Origin of the sequence: Methylomonas sp. MED-D (assembly GCF_050276835.1) — a bacterium.
GTDB lineage: Bacteria > Pseudomonadota > Gammaproteobacteria > Methylococcales > Methylomonadaceae > Methylomonas > Methylomonas koyamae_A.
In genome coordinates this window covers 1008264-1027402 of sequence record NZ_CP189965.1, presented here as the reverse complement: position 1 = coordinate 1027402, position 19139 = coordinate 1008264, and the positions used below count along the sequence as shown (strand labels likewise).

General features: G+C 53.8%; 13 protein-coding genes. 1 reads left to right on the top strand and 12 read right to left on the bottom strand.

The genetic code is table 11. The features are described 5' to 3' along the window. Positions 1-31: 31 nt before the first annotated feature. From ACQE3E_RS04560 to ACQE3E_RS04540, 5 genes are all read right to left on the bottom strand, one after another. Positions 32-5197, bottom strand: a complete 5166-nt coding sequence (locus tag ACQE3E_RS04560; RefSeq protein ID WP_427501270.1) for an amino acid adenylation domain-containing protein — start codon at positions 5195-5197, stop codon at positions 32-34. A 400-nt stretch (positions 5198-5597) separates the two neighbouring features. Then, complete coding sequence (locus tag ACQE3E_RS04555; protein WP_071155185.1) at positions 5598-6143, bottom strand: FcoT family thioesterase; 546 nt, start codon at positions 6141-6143, stop codon at positions 5598-5600. After that, on the bottom strand, positions 6143-7036 hold the full coding sequence (locus ACQE3E_RS04550) for a TauD/TfdA dioxygenase family protein (RefSeq protein ID WP_064024593.1): 894 nt from the start codon (positions 7034-7036) through the stop codon (positions 6143-6145). The genes ACQE3E_RS04555 and ACQE3E_RS04550 overlap by 1 nt, the downstream gene beginning before the upstream one ends. A gap of 64 nt (positions 7037-7100) precedes the next feature. Next, the gene (locus ACQE3E_RS04545) at positions 7101-7997 is read right to left on the bottom strand and encodes a TauD/TfdA dioxygenase family protein (protein WP_217631657.1); all 897 of its coding nucleotides are present in this window, start codon (positions 7995-7997) and stop codon (positions 7101-7103) included. 119 nt (positions 7998-8116) lie between these two features. After that, a complete protein-coding gene (locus ACQE3E_RS04540) occupies positions 8117-9694 on the bottom strand; it encodes a fatty acid--CoA ligase (RefSeq protein ID WP_427501269.1) in 1578 nt (525 codons plus the stop codon). A 514-nt stretch (positions 9695-10208) separates the two neighbouring features. Between ACQE3E_RS04540 and ACQE3E_RS04535 the strand changes: the two genes are divergently transcribed. Beyond that, the gene (locus ACQE3E_RS04535) at positions 10209-10415 is read left to right on the top strand and encodes a hypothetical protein (protein WP_313728934.1); all 207 of its coding nucleotides are present in this window, start codon (positions 10209-10211) and stop codon (positions 10413-10415) included. A gap of 91 nt (positions 10416-10506) precedes the next feature. Here ACQE3E_RS04535 and ACQE3E_RS04530 read toward each other — a convergent pair whose 3' ends face one another. The 7 genes from ACQE3E_RS04530 to ACQE3E_RS04500 form a co-directional block, all read right to left on the bottom strand. Then, positions 10507-11580, bottom strand: a complete 1074-nt coding sequence (locus ACQE3E_RS04530; RefSeq protein ID WP_427501268.1) for a HEAT repeat domain-containing protein — start codon at positions 11578-11580, stop codon at positions 10507-10509. Between the two features lie 387 nt (positions 11581-11967). After that, positions 11968-12942, bottom strand: a complete 975-nt coding sequence (locus ACQE3E_RS04525) for a hypothetical protein (RefSeq protein ID WP_064026125.1) — start codon at positions 12940-12942, stop codon at positions 11968-11970. Positions 12943-13082: 140 nt separating this feature from the next. Then, positions 13083-14066, bottom strand: a complete 984-nt coding sequence (locus ACQE3E_RS04520) for a hypothetical protein (RefSeq protein ID WP_071155193.1) — start codon at positions 14064-14066, stop codon at positions 13083-13085. A gap of 802 nt (positions 14067-14868) precedes the next feature. After that, positions 14869-15942, bottom strand: a complete 1074-nt coding sequence (locus ACQE3E_RS04515; protein WP_168031955.1) for a HEAT repeat domain-containing protein — start codon at positions 15940-15942, stop codon at positions 14869-14871. Positions 15943-16467: 525 nt separating this feature from the next. Next, positions 16468-17223 carry a DUF1566 domain-containing protein gene (locus tag ACQE3E_RS04510; protein ID WP_168031957.1) on the bottom strand — a complete coding sequence of 252 codons (756 nt, stop codon included), beginning with the start codon at positions 17221-17223 and terminating at the stop codon, positions 16468-16470. Between the two features lie 44 nt (positions 17224-17267). After that, a complete protein-coding gene (locus ACQE3E_RS04505; RefSeq protein ID WP_168031959.1) occupies positions 17268-18044 on the bottom strand; it encodes a hypothetical protein in 777 nt (258 codons plus the stop codon). Between the two features lie 32 nt (positions 18045-18076). Then, a complete protein-coding gene (locus ACQE3E_RS04500) occupies positions 18077-19057 on the bottom strand; it encodes a hypothetical protein (protein WP_427501267.1) in 981 nt (326 codons plus the stop codon). Positions 19058-19139: the final 82 nt, after the last annotated feature.

Genomic DNA, 19139 nt, shown 5'->3' with positions numbered 1-19139 from the left:
GACGAACGCCTTCCGCCGCGATCGAGCGTGTTTAAACAATGAACACCTCCATGTGCTTCAAATAACTAGCCAGCGAATCTTCCTGTTGGACTTGCGCGCCGCCGGCGACGGCGAGGGCCAGTTGCTGAATGTCAGCCGCCTCGAAAAAGCGGCTGAGCGGTAGTTCCACGCCTAGCGCGGCCTTGATGCGGAGCACAATTTGGATCGCCAGTAGGGAATGCCCCCCTAGCGCGAAAAAGTTGTCTTGCACGCCGACTTGGTCCAGATCCAACACATCCCGCCATATCTCGGACAAGGTCGCTTCGACGGCGTTGCCGGGCGCGACGTAATGGGTCCGAGCGGACAGATCGACCGGCCTATCCTCCAGAACCTTGCGATTGATCTTGCCGTTGCTGGTTAACGGCATTTCCTCCAACTCGACCCAGGCGGCCGGCACCATGTAATCGGGCAAGCGCTCGCGTAAAAATCGGCTCAACTCGGTTGCGTCAATTGCCTGACCGAGCTGGTAGAACGCGACCAATTGTTTGCCACCGGCATGTTCTTGGGCAAGAACGACCGCGTTGCGGACACTCGGATTACTCAGCAAGGCATTTTCGATTTCGCCGATTTCCACCCGAAACCCGCGAATCTTGACCTGATGGTCGCGGCGGCCGATGAAGGCCAGGTTGCCGCCGTCCAGCCAGCGCACCAGATCGCCGGTTTTATACAGCTTGCCGGCACCGAACGGGTTGGCGATGAACTTCTCGGCGGTCAGTTCCGGTTGGTTGAGATAGCCGCGAGCGACGCCGGCGCCGGCGACGTGCAGTTCGCCGGGCACGCCGATCGGCACCGGTTTGAGTTCGCTGTCCAGCACGTAGACCTGGGTGTTGGCCAACGGTTTGCCGAGCGGTATCGCTTGGTCGGCATTTTGGGCCGGATCTATCGGGTGCAGTAGCGAGATCACCGTGGTTTCGGTCGGACCGTAGGTGTTGATCACCGCGATGTTCGGGTTGCGTTGCCGCCAGGCCCGATATTTTTGCGCCTCGGCCTTTTCGCCGCCGATCACGACCCGGCTCAATGCGGTGTGGCTAAAGTCTTGGTCCACCAGCGTATGCCAGTAGGCGGTGGGCAGGTTGATCAGACTGACCCGGTGGCGTTCCAGCAGGCTTTTCAGATACGCCACGTCGGTGAAGCGCTCGCCGTCCATCATCACCACCGCGCCGCCGCTGAGCAGGGTCGGGAAGACTTCTTCGACGAAGATGTCGAAGCTGATCGTCGAAAACTGCAGCACCCGGTCGCGGTCGTCGAGAGCATAGGCGGCTATCACCGCCAGATTGTGATTGACGACGTTGCGATGTTCGACCATCACGCCCTTGGGCTGACCGGTGGAACCTGAGGTATAGATGACGTAGGCCAGATGTTCGGGACGCGCGCTGGGGCGCGGTTGCGCGGCGCTTTGGGCGATCAGCGGCCAGTCGCTATCCAACACCAGGGTCTGAATCGCCAAACCGGCGCGGATTTCAGCCAAGCCGTCGGCCAAGCCGGCTTCGGTCAGCAGCATTTGGGCGCCGCTGTCCAGCAGCAAGGCTTTGCTGCGTTCGACGGGGGTATTGGCGTCCAGCGGCAAATAGGCGCCGCCGGCCTTGAGGATGCCCAACAAGCCGACCAGCATCAGCGGCGAGCGGCGCAGACACACCGCCACGACAGTATCCGGCGCCACGCCGCGTTCTTGCAGATAGCTCGCCAGCCGGTCGCTTTGCTCGTGCAACTCCCGGTAGCTGAGTGACCGATCCTCTCCGATCACCGCCAACTGATCGGGGCTTTTCAGGGCTTGGCGAACGAATAGGTCGTGGATGCAAAATTCGCCAAGCGGCGCGGTCTGAGTCGCGTTGAAATCGCTCAACAAGCATTGCTTTTCCGCCGGCGGAACGATTTCGATGCCGCCGATAGCCTGCTCGGGGTCGGTGATTACGCTGGTCAACAACTGCTTGAAGCAAGCCAAATGCCGCGTGATCGTGGCGTCGTCGAACAAACTGCGTTTGTACTTGATATTGATCTGCAGACTCTGCCGGAAATCGTAAATCTCCAGCGTGTAATGATCTTCGGTCTGCTGAAACACCTCGTACAAGGTCGTCACGCCTTGCAACACATCGGCGTTATTCAACAGTTCGTCGAAGAAATTTTGGTAGGTGTAGGACACCGGAAACGGATTTTCTTGCGGGTTGGCCAGATTCAATCCCAAATCCGCCAACAAGCGGGGAAACGGATAGTGCGCATGGTCCAGGCAATCGAAAAATTGTTGGCGGGCTTGTTGGACCCATTGCACGAAGGCCAACTCGGTTTGCATCGTGTAAGGCACCACCATCACATTGATGTAACAACCGATACTCTGCTCGTGCGCCTGCTTGGGCCGTCCTCGCACCGGCGTGGTAACCGTAAGCGCCGACTCCTGAGTGAGCTTGTGCAAAAAAATCTGGAATGTCGCCAGAAACAGCACCGCCAAACTGGTTTTGCAGCGCGTCGCCAATTGTTTGAGAGCCGCCAGCGTCGCGTCGTCCAGCGTATATTTACGACAGCCGATGCCGTCGGCCGACAAACTGGCTTGCGGCATACGATCGTAGGGCAGATTCAAGGTCGCCGCTTGATCGGCCAATAATGCGCGCCACCAACGCCTATCCTCGTCTCCGGCGCTACCGGCCAGATAGCGGCGCTCCCATTCGACGTAGTCCAGAAAAGCCAAGTCCGGGGCTTGGCAAACCAAGGTTTCGCCAGCCAGCAAAGCATGATATTTCCGCCAAAACGACGCAATAAACAACGCGCCCGAGGTACCATCGAAGACGATGTGATGGATCACGAAAAACACGTAAGCGCCGGCATCCGCCGCGTCGATCGCATACAGCCTGACCAATGCCTCCGTGGCTAGATCGAACGGCTGCCTCAACAGCGCCCACAAACAATCATCCAGCATTGCCCCGGACTCGAGGCGAATTTCATGGCAGAGAGGACCGTCATCCGGTGGCCGAATCACTTGCTCGCTATCGCCGGTGTCGCTCCGCTGAATAATCGCCGCCCTAAGCAGCGGATACTCCGCCAACATCGCGGCGAGCGCTTGCTGTAGTTTTTCGACCTCGACGCCGCCAGAGACCTTGAAGGTCAACGGCACGTTAAACGCGATCGACTCCGGGGCGAGTTCGTTGACATACCACAGACCTTTTTGCACTTCGGACAACGGACTGCGAATCTCCGACGCCAAACTCAGCGAGCGCGCGGAGCTGGTGTCATGCGCCACCTTGCGCTTTTGCTGCTGTCGGCGAGCCAACAAATCGAAAAAACCGGCGAAATCGTCTATCCCCAACACCTGGCTGAATTTGATGTCCAAATCCAGAGATTCGTTCAAGCGGCCGACGAACTGCACCACGTCGATGGAATCGAAGCCGTAATCGATCAGGGACAGCGATAAATCGAGCGTGGCCAAGTCCAGCTTAAAAATGTCTTTCACCAGCTTGGCTACGACCGCCAAAGTCGGCGTATCCGGACTCAAGCCATCCAGCGGTTTTACCGTCACCGGCGCTGAATGACCGGCGGCCCGAGCTTGCAACTCGGCATCGGGCCGGTATTCCTCGAGAACAATGTGAGCGTTTACCCCACCGATGGCGTAACTATTCAGGGCCGCGCGTTTCGGCCGGTCGGCTCCCGGCCAAGGACGATTTTCGTGTTGCAGCGTCAAGGCGTGCCCAGCGGGAAAGTCGCTATTGATCGCGTCCAGGCCGGCCACGCCAGGCAGCACTCCGTGCTCGAAGGCTTTCAACACCTTGATGATCGACGCGATACCAGAAGCGGCTTCCGGATGGCCGATACTGGGCTTCACGCTGCTGATATGCCAGCGTTTGGCGGAATCGGCGCCGGCCTGCCGGTAAGCTTGATCGATAGCGCCTAGCTCCAGCGCATCGGCCATCAGGTTGCCGATGCCGTGCGCTTCGACATAGTCGATCGAATCCGAGTCCAGATCGGCACGCGTTAAGCACAAGCGTATCGCTTCCTTAAGACCCTGCGAATTCGGTGCCTCGAACGAATAACCTCGGCCGCCGTGATAAACCGCCGAGCCCCTGACCAAGCCCAGAATCGTGTTGCCGTCCCGCACCGCCTCAGCCAACGGTTTTACGATCAACACCCCGGCCCCTTCGCTGCGCAAATAGCCGTTGGCGGCATCGCCAAAGCTTTTGGTTTGATTGTCCGGACTCAAGATGTCCCGGTACAGACCCTGACGGGAAGCTTCGGTAAATTCGTCGGCACCGATCACGTTGACGCCGCCGACCAGCGCTTGTTGACATTCGCCGGCTCGCAGGCTCTGTATGGCCCGATGTAAGGCAACATATACATTGGTGCAAAACGTGTTGATCGTTTCACTGGGACCTTTCAGGTTCAATTGAAACGAAACCTTGTTGGCGAGCGGAATTTGGTAGGCCACGTCCGGTGTCGGCACCGTATCCCGGCTGCCGATGTAAACAGCAGTCGTACTTTTTATCAGCGCGGACAGATCAAGCCGATAGTCATGCAACGCGTCTTCGATGCATTGATAAAGTAACTGCTCCTGACGCGGTAAAGCCGCGAAGTCGGCCCGCGACATCTTCACGCATTCCAGGGCCTGCAATCTGCCCGGATCGACCCGAGCATAGGTCAATTCCGACTTTCCCGGATGGCTGGCGACGTGCAACGGCGAACCTGAAATGACTTTCCGCCACAACGCGGCGGCATTCTCGGCTTCCGGAAATATGCCGGCCATGCCTATCACGGCGATAGCGAACGGATCGAGCTCGGGACCCTGCCCCTTCACGGCTGTCGGGATTGATTCCAAGGGATCGTCAACCGACGAAACGTCGCCGAAGGACAAGACCTCATCCAGCAAATACCGCGTGAGCAAATCCAAACTGGGATAATCGAACAGCACCGTCGACCTCAAAGCGCACTGCAAGCGCTTTTCAAGCTCTACCTTGAAGTCGACCGCCTGCATCGAATCCGCGCCCAAGGCTGCGAAATTCTGATCGTCGGCCACCTCGTTGGGGCTGTCCAACTCCAGAAACTCAACCAACAAATCGCGAATGAAGTCGGTCAATAGGGCTTGGCGCGAACCGGAACCCGCGACGGCGAGCCGATCTAAAACGCTGCTGGCGTCGATGAACTCGTCGCGCGTTCGCGGAAACTGTATATCCGTCCCCATGATATATAAGTAAATAATTTAAGAATGATCGAAAATTAGCGCGAAAACAGCTAAAAAACCCGAATTAAAGATGACCGCCACATTGGCGCGTCTTGGCAAAATACGAAGCAGCTTGAAACGCGGGCGTGCGGACGGTTATCTGTTCACCAGGCGCCGGAAATTAATCGCTCAACCCATGCCAAGTCCGGCAAAAATAAACAGCAAATAACTAGCCATATCCGATACCGTTTTAATTTGAATTCCATGCCGGAAGCTATTCATACCCCAACATCAAAATCGCGACAGTCCCAACCCGGATAGCAAGCCTTTGCCGATACACCATTGCTCGCGTTAATTCCGCCGGCTTTCAATGTTTCGAAGCACCTTTAGCTATAGTCAGAAAATGCCGGAGCTCACGCTATTAAGGACCGGGACGCAATATAGCCAGCATCACTTCACCCTTGGATTTACCGACCTCGTCATCGTGAAAATGACAAAATGTTTTCAGAAACACACAGCGGGACGTTTTTTTTACGGTATGAATACCGAATGTGCCGTAGAAGTGCTTCGCGTTAATCAGACTTTGAAAACCGGAATTAAGATTGGCAATCAAGAAATTCGAAAGCTGTTTTTCAAAAAACAAATCGGGATCGTAGTCGCCCAACTCCGGAATTAATCCATTTTTTATGCAATAACCCAAATGAACGTAAGCAATCTGGTTGTAGCAGATATTATATTCTACGGCATTGAAATGCCCGGTATCGTCGATGTAACAAGACTCCGGAATTGAAAACTCGCCATTCATCAGCATACCCTGAATACCCAAGTCTTCCTGCTGTTGAAAATACGCCTTTTTTAAGTACCGACAACTCTCCCGATAAGGCGTCAACACCGTTTTTACAAACGAAGCGTCAATATCCGTTAAACTGAGCGCTTCCCGCTCCGGCAATTCCAAAATAGAAGTCATTAGTTAATTCCCACATAAAAAGGCAAGTCGTCGTAAATCCCGATTCTGTAACTTTTGCTTTTCTCTCCGGGTTGTATGGATGACGCTTTGTGTACCAGGGGTCGGTTATCCCAGATAATCAGATCGCCCTCTTCCCAATAATGCGTGTGAATATGTTCCGGTTTTTCCGCAAAGTCGAATAAGGCCTGCATCACCCGTTCATTTTCTTCGTAACTCAGACCGGCCAGCTTGGTGGTAAAGCCGCTACTGATATATAGGATTTTCTCGCCCGTGACCGGATGTTGGATTACGGCCGGATGGTTAACCGGCGGGACTTCGTTGTGAATACGATCGAGCAATTCGGCAAGCGATTTGTCGATATCCGACGCTTGAACCTTATAGCGCATTTTACCTTCATGAACCGCGGTAGCCGTTTCGACGTAAGACCTGAGTTCATCCGGCAGTTTGCTGTAAACCGCCGCCATATCGATGTAAGAGGTTTCTCTCGCCGATTTGGGAAAAACCAACGGATAAATCGAAGTAAACGACAATGGATGCTTTTCGAAAGCGCAATCGGTGTGCCAATACCGCCCCGTGCCGGAAACGCCCAGTTTTTTGCCGTCCGCTTCGATCACATTCGACGAAACGAATACTTCCGGGTGATCAGGATGATGGTATTGAGGCTGGAAATACACTTGCGGACGACCGAGTTTCCGAGTGAATGCAACATATCTTTCGGCATTCAGCTCCTGACCGCGCAAGACCACCAATTTATTTTTATATATTAATTGTCTAATCAGCGCCAGTTCCGGCGCGTTTTCGGACAAACTATTGACATCCAAGCCAATAATTTCCGCACCGATTTTACCCTGTTTCGCTTCGTTAATTTCCAATCCCTTACTCTTAGTAATCATGCGCTACCCTTAATAATAGTAATGTTAATAGAACAAGTTTCGACCAAACTAACCGTATCGAATGTTAATTGCCGATACCCACGTAAAACGGCAAGTCATCGTAAATACCGACCCGATACATTTTGCTGGTTTCTCCCGGCTTGACGCCGGATGCCTTGTGTATAACCGAGCGGTTATCCCATATAATCAAATCGCCTTCTTCCCAATAGTGAGTATGCACGTGTTCGGGACGTTCGATAAAATCAAATAGCGCCGTCAACGCGCGCTGATTTTCCTCGTGAGTCAATCCTGCGATTTTTGTCGTAAAGCCGCTACTGATGTAAAGCGAAAACTCACCGGTTACCGGGTGCTGAATAACGGCGGGATGCTCGACCGGCGGCACCTCGCTATTAATCCTATCGAGAAGCTCGGCCAGCGATTTATCGATATCGGACGCTTGAACTTTGTATCGTAATTGCCCCGCATGGATATAGATTTTATCGTCGACATACTGTCTTAAATCCGTAGGCAGATTTTCCAATACCGTTACCATATCGATGTAAGAGGTTTCCCTAGACATTTTCGGGAAAATCAAGGGATAAACCGAGGTAAACGACAAGGGGTTCTTTTCGAACGCGCAGTCGGTATGCCAATATTTTCCGGTACCGGAAACGCCGATTTTGTTACCGTTTTGGTCCGGCACATTCGAAGAAACAAATATCTCGGGATGATCCGGATGATGATATTGCGGCTGAAAATAGACTTGCGGCCGCCCAAGTTTACGGGCGAATGCAACGTATTTTTGTTCATCCAATTCCTGATCGCGCAGTACAACCAGTTTATTCTTGTAGATCAAGCTACGAATCATGCCCAGTTCCGGCGCGTCATCCGCCAACCCATTGATATCCAGGCCACGGATTTCGGCGCCTATTTTTCCGGATTTTGATTCGATCACTTCCATTTCCAAGGTCTCAACGCTCATACATACTCTCCTCTAACCAAAGGTGAAGGTTTTATAAATTTCCCGGCGGATAACAGTTCATAAAATGCTCCGCCAATACGCCTTAACGAAACCCGGTCGCGGCGGAAATCCGCCTCGAGCTAATTGACTTGCCGAGCTTGGCTAGCCCAATAAGGCATTCTCAATTCCCGTTTTAATATTTTTCCGCTCGGGTTCCGAGGCAGCTTTTCGAGAAAATCGATCGACTTTGGCGCCTTGAAGTCGGCGATTCGATTTCGGGTAAAGTTAATCAGTTCGCGCGCCTTAATCGCTTGGCCAGGCCGCAATACGACAAACGCCTTGACGACCTCGCCCCAACGCTCGTCTGGTATACCGATGACCGCTGCTTCGGTGACAGCTTCGTGCTCGCACAGCGCCGCTTCTATTTCGGCGGGATAAATGTTTTCGCCGCCGTAAATAATCATGTCCTTGATCCTGTCGCAGATATACAAATAGCCTTCCTCGTCGAAGTAACCGGCGTCTCCGGTTCTAATCCATCCACCTTCGGACAGGCACTCCCGGGTTGCCTCGTCGTTGTTCCAATAACCAATCATGTTAGCGGGCGACTTAATCGAGATTTCGCCGACCGCATTAGCCGGCAAGGCATTTCCTGATATATCCGATACGCGTATTTCCACACCGGGCAAAGGTCTGCCCGCGGATTCTTGACGTTTTGGATGTGCCGGCGAGTGATCTTCGGGGCGCAGGCAAACCGCCATATTGCCGGTTTCGGTCATACCGTAGATTTGGAAAAATCCGCAGTTGAAACGCTGCATCGCCTTTTGCAGCAACGCAGGCGCGATGGGCGATCCACCGTATAAAAAACCCCGTACCGACGATAAATCGGTGGTTTCGCAAGAAGGTTCCGCCAAAGTGGTTTGAATCATCGCGGGTACCATCGGCACTTTGCTAATCCGGTGACGTTCGATCAGTTCCAACACCTTCCAAGCAATAAACGTATCGATAATAAAACCTTGCGCGCCGGCGATGAAGCCCTGAATCGCCCACCAAATTCCGCCCATGTGAAATTGCGGCAGTGAAATCAGCAATTTGTCGTCCGGATTCAAGTTCATCCAATGATCGCCTTGCTCGCGCATTCCCTGCATCAATCTAAAGAACGAATAATTCGGCAGTTGCACGCCTTTTGGATGGCCGGTAGTGCCGCTGGTATACATTTGCACAACGACTTCATCCGGCGAATAAGTCAGACCGACGCCATTCGGCGAAAATTGATCCCGCCAATTTTGAAAACTCGAATAACCCTCGAATTCGCCATCCAATACGATAATCTTGCGTAAACTCGGCAATTCGCTTTTCACGGCCCCGATTCTTTCTAGTAACTCCCGAGAGATAAACAAAATCTCGGCGTTGCCGTGCTGCAGAATGTAATGAATTTCCTGCGGGGTCAGCCGCCAGTTAATTCCGATTAAAACCGCTCTGGCTTTTGCGCAACCGAATAGCACTTCGTAGCTATTAATACTGTCCTTGCTCAATATCGCGATTCGCGCCCCAGGCTCTATCCCGACAGCTAACAGACCCGCCGCTACTTGATTAGCCCGTTGATCGAATTCGCGAAACGTCAAACTCTGGTCTTCGAATACAAAGGCAATTGAATCCCCCTGGTATTGCGCTTGCCATGTAGAGATTTCGGCGAGAGTTTGAGGCGACGTTAAGATCATGGTTATCTATGCAGCAATAAGATTGCTTCAACTAAATGCAACAAACGCGCCACTTAGAAAAACAAGAAACAACCGAGCCATCATCAAAAATATAACCAATTGAAAATTAGTGTATTTTTTTAAATAAAGACAACCAAAAACCCCTATGTTCGCCTAGCAAAACCGTAAAATGGGTTTGCTGAAATGCTTTGCGAATCGACTAGTAAAAAAAGTAAGTGATTTCACCTGTTTTTATTGCGTTAAAACACATAGCTTAAGAAACCTCGCCGAGCGTTTGAACCCTTCAACCTACCGCCTTATTCAACGCGACGCTCACAAAACCAGGATAATCGACGAATTGCGTCGCGGTCTGGCACCGCACCCTATCGCGATGAGACACTGATGCGTCGCGTTTTGTACTCAACGCCTATCGGCCGACAACACAGAGTGAACTGCCCCGGGAATTTCGAAGGCCCATTGATGCGAGTCATACCGGCTTAACTAACTCAGAAAGGTGTTGCCGGAGAAGAGGTAAATGACCAACCGAAAAGAGATGGACGAAACATACGCCGCCAGCCGTTGCAGCTGCGGCGCTTTGTCAGTGGGTGAAGCTGATTATTGGCAGGCGAGTCTTTTGTTAATCGTCATCCTTCCGGAGGAAAACTCCCGCCATTTGTTCCGCTCTTTGCAAAAGAGGGCTGGAGAGATTTTCCAAATATATCCCCTTCGATCCTCATTTTGAAAAGGCGGAAGAACCTCAATAAACGATATTGGGCAAACCCAATTCGCATTTTGGCGTTTTCAGCGCCTGACCGGACTGGATATCAAACCCGTTAATTGAAACCAAATCCGCCCGTGGGCGCCTGGTAAGACTCGCTAGCCAAATGTTCCTGGTAAATTTGTTGCGCCTGATCGTCCAAGGGAAAACGTTCCAGCGCCCGCTGCGCGACGGCTTTCACCGCCGGGTCCTCATCCGGATTTTGCAACGTTGCCAGCAACGGCTCGCGCACGCTGTCGTAAGCAAACTCGCCATTGCCCATCGCGGCGATCACCCAACGTCTGACATCGGGATCGGCATCGTTGACCCCTTCGGCGAAAATCCGCTGGGCATCCGGATCGCTACCCGCCAAAGTGGACAGTACTTGCAGGCCGTTCAGCCGCAGTTGCGGATCGCCGCTGCCGACAAACGGATAAACCGCCTTAACGATTTCTTGTTGCTCGGCCGGCGAAGCACCTCCGCTTTGCTTAACCAAATTAGCCATGGCCGCCACCGCTAATTCCGAATTTGCCGCGCCGTCTCCGCGTAACACATCCAGCACACCGGCGCGGGTCGGAGAATCGTAACTCGCCGTCGCACCCAACAATTGCAGGGCATCCAGCCGTTGCTCCTCGGAACCTTTCCGCAATAACTGGACGGCCGCCGCTTTAAGCTTCGGCATGCCCACGGCGGCACCGGAGGTCGCCAAGGCCAAACTCAGGGTTTTGCCCAACGGCGTGCCGCTGAACTTCATAATGTGCGCCAACACTTGCTGCCGGGCGGCGGGGTCGGATTGGATCTGGGCCATGATCAGTTGAAATTCCTCGCCGTCCCGCAGCGCTTCGTAGCTTAGCCCTTGCCCAGCCTTGTCTTCCAATGCCACCAGCAACTGGCTTGTACTTTGAGTGTCGGCAACCTCGTCGGTGGAGGTGTCGTCGGAAAAATCCAGCCAGGCTTGCTCGTCGGTAAAGGTCCGGATTTTAGGCCCAAGCGGGTTAACATCCAGCAATTGGCTCAGCGGAGCAGTCGCCGAACCGGCCGGTTGCCCAGTCTGCGATTCAGGCCGATCAAACCCGGCACCCTTGAGCACATAAATCGACAAACACGCCACCAGGAAAACCGGAACAAAAAAAACACTGAATTTCCGCATGTCTAGTTTTAACTCCATCAAAGAACTCAACCCAAGCCAGATTGCCCGGCCCTAGCGGGCAGCAAGCGCCCCGCATCAATTTATTGTGGTCCCAGCTCCAGTGTGGGAACACAAAACAGACGCTCCTGCGTACCAAGCCGCACCACTAGAGAGGTACGGGATGCATTCCCACGCAGGTGCGTGGGCACGATAAAATCTATTCGACCCCGCCGAAAGAGTTCCCTGGCGGTTACCAACGAAGGCGATGGGAGCCTTAGCCACCCATCGCCCACCACGCTTTCAACGGTCGATATTGATAGCTTACTTCGATGGCGCGCTTATGATTGCTTACGACTCAGCCTATAGGGTGTGCCGCGCGTCGTTCAGCACGTCCCACGGCTTTGACGCTTAGCCGGCGCGGCCCCGCCTCTTAAGGCCTAGCAGCCCCAGCAAGCCGGTACCGAACAGCCAGACCGCTCCCGGCACCGGGACCGCCGGCGTAGAGGTAACATCGGGGTTGATGGAAAGGTGACCCAGAACCAAATTGACTTCTGGATCCCCAAGTTGAAAAAAGCTGGCCCACGAACTGTCCCCCCAAATGTAATCAGATTCCAGGGTCAGCATGCCTTGGGCATTAACGCCAAACACAGGGTTCAATAGCTGGAATGCCGTATATTTGGCTGTTTCCGCATGGCCGCTGGCACCTATATACCATCTATTAGTATCACCGCTTTGATATTCTCGAATATCAATACCCCGCAGCCAGAGCGTACCGCCAGGCGCAGCAAAGTCGCTGGCAAAGCGCAAGGAACCGCCCAAGCTAATGTAATGGACAAAATCCGGAAAGTCGGGATCGCTATAACCCATGCCGTCGGCCATCAACGGCCCGTACGAACCCGGCGCATACCCTGCCCCCCAACCAGGATCCAACCCCGGCGAATCGGCCGATTCCACCGGCATCGCCCAGCCGCCAACCGGCTGCTCGAGTGGCACTCGCTGCGCTGGGTCGTCAATCCGCCAAGCCGCGATAGCTTCCGGCGTGGACTGGCCACGCTGAATAGATCGATCCGAGGCGGTTATCGAATTGGGAATTTCGGACGGCACCTCGTTGCCAACGAACAATTGCGGATAAAAGAAGCGGTTGCCGTAGGTGTTGGAGGTGGGCTCCATGGCACCATTATTTAACGGAATACCGTGTATATCGCTTCGAAACCACTCGCTTTTCATCGTCGCCCAGACCTGCTGGTCATAAGTCAAGTAAGCCATACCGCCGATAGTGCCGTTCAAGGTGCTGGCGTCAGCGGGCGCGGATAGAATCATCAACGCGGCCAGGTTGACGGAAAGCAGGGTTATTTTCTTAACGTTAGGTAATTGTTTTTTCATGCGGTTCTTCCTGAATATCAAATTTTTTTATCTTTACTGTTACCGGAAAACCATCAGGGGCGGCGAAAGGCTTTCCCTGATGCTTATCAACGAAGGCGAAGGTAGCCTTAGTCACCCATCGCCGCCCACGCTTTCAATGGTTAATATTGATGGGTTACTTCGATGGTGCCTATGATGGCTTGCGACTCAGAGCCTGTTGGCGCCGGCGAACCATACACAGCCGGAGTGCCGGATTTTGTCGAGGTTGGAGTGGTGTAAGTACCGCTACCGGTCAACATGGTCATGTTATTGACTGAATCGGCCGTATATTGCCACCAATTGGCACCATTGGCCGGCGCTACATTGATACCGTAGAAGTCATCGCAAACCGTTCCTGTCTTCGTCCCTTTAAAGCATCTTCCCCAATCGGTTCCATCGGTATCAGTGCTGGAATTGGCAAAGCGCAAATTGGCTTTCAACGTCAAGGTGGTTCCGGACAGCGAGGTATAGACTTCGGTCAGTTTGAAAAGAGTATTACCCGTCAAATACTCTTTCAACACCCAAGTGCCGTTGCCCCCCCCCGTATTGCCCGTATTCTCCAGGGAAAGCTTACCCCATCTGAGCGATAACGCAGGGTTTTGAAATGCGCTACGCACCTTCAACACCCCTGCTAAACCGATTATGCCCGTTGAAGCGTTATTCCATGTAGAGACTTTATTTCCGGTTTGAAACGTAGTGGTGTAATTGGGTGTCGCCGAGGTCGCACAGACCACAGGCAAAGTCTGAGCATTGTAGGTCGTCGTGCCCGCAACCACCGCAGCTCCGCCGGTACCGGTGCTCGGTGTGGCATTATTCAGAGTGGAGTAGCTGAAAGCATTATCGGCAAGAAATGCATTGAGATAGATAAAACGTTTACCGTAATCCACCCCTCCCCAAAGCGCCTGCCCCGTATCCGAGTCCGCAGACGGTAGCGTCAGGCCACCGGCCCTGCCCCCACCCGCCATCGTCGCTAAAGCGGTTTTATGCAAGGTGAGCGTGGCGTTATTACCCGTCGTACACGCCGCATTCGCCTCCATCGCCGTCAACGCACTGGATAGCGCGGTTAAAGCGAATATTCCTACTTTGATTTTATTGCTTTTTTTCATTTATAACTCCCGGTTTTGAATAACCTGCTCGCTTGCGCGCGGATTATCAAAATAATTTAAACAGCTTTAAATAAAATCAGCATTAATCGGCATTTTAAAGACAGAACCCTTAATCGTTCAAAAAACACCTCTAACACTCTCTTTGGCTTTTTTCGAGCCGGGCGCATCTTCAAGCGAGAATAAACAATTCGCAATGAGACAAATTGTCGCAGGACAAATTATCTCAGCCATAATATCGATACTGTGTTAAATAACTATTTTATATACCGCAATTTCGGTCGATTTTACGGCATATGCCGCAATTACCAATGACAGGCGAATTTTTGATTATGAAAATATTTTTTACCCCCAACAACTTCTGAAACAAGCTAACGCCAAAAACGATGCCCTGGCGGATGAATCGTGATCGTCTCTTCGACCCGATTCTGCTGGAATAGTCGAATTGTAGACAACCGGCCTCAACTGGTTAACGCAGCTTAAGAGCTAATGTTTATTATTCAATGACGACTTTTCAGACTTGAGGAAGGCGGCGATTTATTTAAATTTAAATTGAAATCAATACTTACCGCTTTACTGAATGATATTAATAACAGGACGCCAAACTCGGAAATCAGCAAAAACGAGTGAAGCGTTAAACCGTTTAATACAATAAAACACCCATTTACATTAGCAGCGTTTTAACTATTAATACTGAGTTTTATATCACCATTCCTGGAATAACACCATTCCCTATATTTCAAGGAAATGGCCTTTTTGATAATGGTAGTGGCATCAAGAAAAGACGCGCATGCAGCCAAGGCCGTTAATTGAAGCCAAACCCGCCCGTAGGCGCCTGGTAAGATTCGCTAGCCAAATGTTCCTGGTAAATTTGTTGCGCCTGTTCGTCCAAGGGAAAACGTTCCAGCGCCCGCTGCGCGACGGCTTTCACCGCCGGGTCCTCATCCGGATTTTGCAAGGTTGCCAGCAACGGCTCGCGCACGCTGTCGTAAGCAAACTCGCCATTGCCCATCGCGGCAATCACCCAACGCCTGACGTCTGGATCGGCATCATTGACCCCTTCGGCGAAAATCCGCTGAGCATCCGGATCGCTACCCGCCAAAGTGGACAGTACTTGCAGGCCGTTCAGCCGCAGTTGCGGATCGCCGCTGCCGACAAACGGATAAACCGCCTTAACGATTTCTTGTTGCTCGGCCGGCGAAGCACCTCCGCTTTGCTTAACCAAATTAGCCATGGCCGCCACCGCTAATTCCGAATTTGCCGCGCCGTCTCCGCGTAACACATCCAGCACACCGGCGCGGGTCGGAGCATCGTAACTCGCCGTCGCACCCAACAATTGCAGGGCATCCAGCCGTTGCTCCTCCGAGCCTTTCCGCAATAACTGAACGGCCGCCGTTTTAAGCTTCGGCATGCTCACGGCGACACCGGAGGTCGCTAAGGCCAAACTCAGAGTTTTGCCCAACGGCGTGCCGCTGAACTTCATAACTTGCGCCAACACTTGCTGCCGGGCGGCGGGGTCGGATTGGAGTTGGGCCATGATCCGTTGAAATTCCTCGCCGTCCCGCAGCGCTTCGTAGCTTAGCCCCTGCCCGGCCTTGTCTTCCAATGCCGCCAGCAACTGGCTCGTGCCTTGAGTATCGGCAACCTCGTCGGCAGACGTGTCGTCGGAAAAATCCAGCCAGGCTTGATCGTCGGTAAAGGTCTGGATTTTAGGCCCAAGCGGGTTAACGTCCAGCAATTGGCTCGGCGGAGCAGTCGCCGAACCGACCGGTTGCCCTGGCTGCGGTTCGGGCCGATCAAACCCGGTGCCCTTGAGCACATAAATCGACAAACATGCCAACAGGAAAACCGGCACAAAAAAAACACTAAATTTCCGCATGTCTAGTTTTAACTCCATCAAAGAACTCAGCCTAAGCCCGATTGCCCGCGACCTGCCGGGCAGCAAGCGCGCCGCGTAATTTATTGTTTGTATTGTTCCCACGCTGGAGCGCGGCAACGATAAAAAATTGCCATTTTCTCCGGCGGCAATGCCGTTAAGCTTGCCTCCCCTTTGGAAAAGCACCCGAAGGAGATTGAAGGGGCAATACCGTTAAGTTAAAGCTCTTCCCCCTTTGAAAAAGGGGGATCGAGGGGGGTTTATTTAAAAAATCTCCCTCAGCCTCTCTTTGAAAAAGAGGAGAGCAGGTCGACGCGTGGGAACAATAAATGACGGCGGCTGGCGAAACCAGTAAGCGGGCAGTACCGTTAAGTTAGGGCACGACCTGCTGTGGAGGTTGTCGTAAAAGGTAGATTGGGCGGATCGCAATGACGTCCAACATTTCGATTTTGGCTTTTACGACGGCCTCCCTTAATCAACGGCGGTGCCAGCGCTGCTTGGTCCATCGCCCTCGATCAACACTAACGTTTAACCGACACCGCCGCGCCGTTTCAAGCCCAGCAAGCCAACTACACCGGTACCGAACAACCAAACCGCGCCGGGCAGCGGCACCGGCGCGGTATCGGCCACGTCGCCGTCGCGGACGGCCCAGGCGTTAAAGAACGTGCCGCCAAAAGAATACGGGTCGCCCTTATTTTGATAACTATTGCCACCGTCATAAGGACTGAAAACCTCCGCCATAGCGGGGTTCTTGGCGAATTCGCCCGACGCCCAGTAACCGAACCCACCAACCTGAATGTTTTTGAACAGGTCATAATTGGCGTTATGCACGGCATCCAGCGGCTGTCCCAATTCACCGCCCAGTTCGCCCAAAAACAAATGTCCCATCTCGCTTTGGACGTTTTTGGCACTAGCGGTTGGCAAGCGCCAATCGCTATAGCCGCCGTAATCCAGGTTTTGCGCCCACGCCGTCGCCCCATACCAGCTCAGTTGGCCGGCATCGGCATTGAAGTCGCCGGCGGCGAGGTTGTAATGGCCGCTGTTGGCTGGCGTGTCGCTGGTGTTGGGGGTGTCGTTAATGGTACCGACGTTGGCGATGATCTGGTTGACCAGGTTGGGGTTGGCGGCGGCCTGGGTTTGAAACAGGTTGGCGTCGGCCACCCAGGTGAGGTTGCGGTCGGTGTCGTAGACCATGGTGCCGCCGGCCCGGCTGAGCAAGGCGGCCTGGCCGCTGGCTGACAGGGTGAACAGCAAGGTGGCTGTCAAGGGTTTTAACAGTTGCATATGCGTTTTTCCTTTTTCGTTAAAATTTTAAGTGTCGCGTCTAGTCAAGCGGCTTTGCGCCGTTTGGCGCCCAGCCAGCCCAAGCCGCCGGCAAACAGCCAAACGGCGGATGGCAGCGGCACCGGCGCGGTTCCCGCCACGTCGCCGTCGCGCACCGCCCAGGCATTCAGGTATTCGTCGCCCTTGACGCCGTAGCTTTGGTAGCCCTCCGGAACGCTGGCACCCCGTGGAAAGGCCGACTTAAAGTAACCGGCGAACTCCGGAAACGGCCCGAACTCGGCGTCCAGCCAGTATTGTGGGGTGTGGTAACCGCCGCCCTGCACCGACGGATAGTTGCTAAACAGGTTGTAATCCGGACTGGTGGCGTAGTCGGGGTCCAAACTGCCCAGTTCTTGGTATAAATGGTTCATTTCGCTACCGCCGATACCAAATCCGGACTCCGCCGTGCCGTAATTCGGCAAACGCCAGTCGCTGAAACCGCCGTAGCTGAGATTTTTGGCCCAGGCCTTGGCACCGTACCAGGTCATCCGGCCGTCTTCGGCGTCGAAGTCGCGGGCGGTCAGCGAATGGTAGCCGCTGCCGGCCGGGGAATCGTAGTCGTTGGGGGTGTCGTGGATGCCGCCGACATTGGCGATGATCTCGCTGACTAGATTGGGATTGGCCGCCATTTGGGATTTGATCAGGTTGGCGTCGGCCAGCCAGGTTACATTGAGTTCGGTGTCGTAGACCATGGTGCCGCCGGCCCGGCTGAGCAAGGCGGCCTGGCCGTTCATGGACAGGGCCAGCAACGCCGCGGCGCCTAGGATTTTAATGGTTTGCATATTCGTGCTCCTTGAATGATCGCGAGGATGGGTCAGACGGCGGAAATGTTAGCGATGCGCCGCTTGACGCCAATCAAGCCCAGCAGCGCGCTGCCGAACAGCCAAACCGCACCGGGTAACGGTACGCTGGAAACCGGCGCGCCTGAGCGATTGGGATTGATGGAAAGGTGGCCCAGGACTTTGTTGCCGTCTTCGGATGTACTGCCGTCTACATTTCTAAAACCAAAGAACGCTCCCCAGGCGGTCTGCCCCCATTTGTAATCGGCTTCCAAAGTCATCCGGCCTTGGGCGTCGACCCCGAAGAGAGGATCGATCAATTCGAATACCGTTGCATTAGCTTGAGCCGGGGTGCTGGCAGCCAGATACCATTTATAATTTGGATCGTCGGCATCAGGCTGCCCTTGCTCCCTCAATTCCAACCCGCCAAACCACAACGAGCCACTTTGGCCAAAAAAGTCGCTGACCATCCTAAATCCACCGCCCAGGCCAATCACCGAACGGATAAGCACGCCACCATGATTTACCGGATTGGGATCGTAGCGGGTTTGACTGTAACCATCGCCCCAGTCAATCGGCAGCCCAGCATCCACTGGGTCCACCGGCATCGCGAAGCCGCCCTCAGGCTGGGCCAAAGGCTTGCGCTGCGCCAAATCGAAAATCCGCCACTGCTCGACCGCTTCCGGGTAGGGATTGCCTCTAACGACGATGAAGTCGTCGGACGCAGTGCCGGAAGCCACTATCAAAGCGGACTGGCGATAGTCGCGGAAGAGCTGCGGATAAAAGAAGCGGTTGCCGTCGGTGTCCGAGGTGGGATCGGGCGTGCTCTTCAGATCGACGCCGTGCACGTCGCTACGCTTGCCCGAGCTCTTCATCGTCGCCCAGGCAGCTTGGTCATAGGTGAAATAGGCCATGCCGCCGATGGTGCCGTTCGGCAGATCGGCTTGCGCCGGCGAGGCTGCCGCCAACGCCAGCGCGGCGGCCAGGGGTTTCAGGTTTGCGGGATAGATTTTCATGAGTTTTTCTTGAAATTATTGTTTTGGGGTAAACCAGCCGGAATTTTTTGGAGTTATGTCCTGAAAAACCACCAGGGTAGGC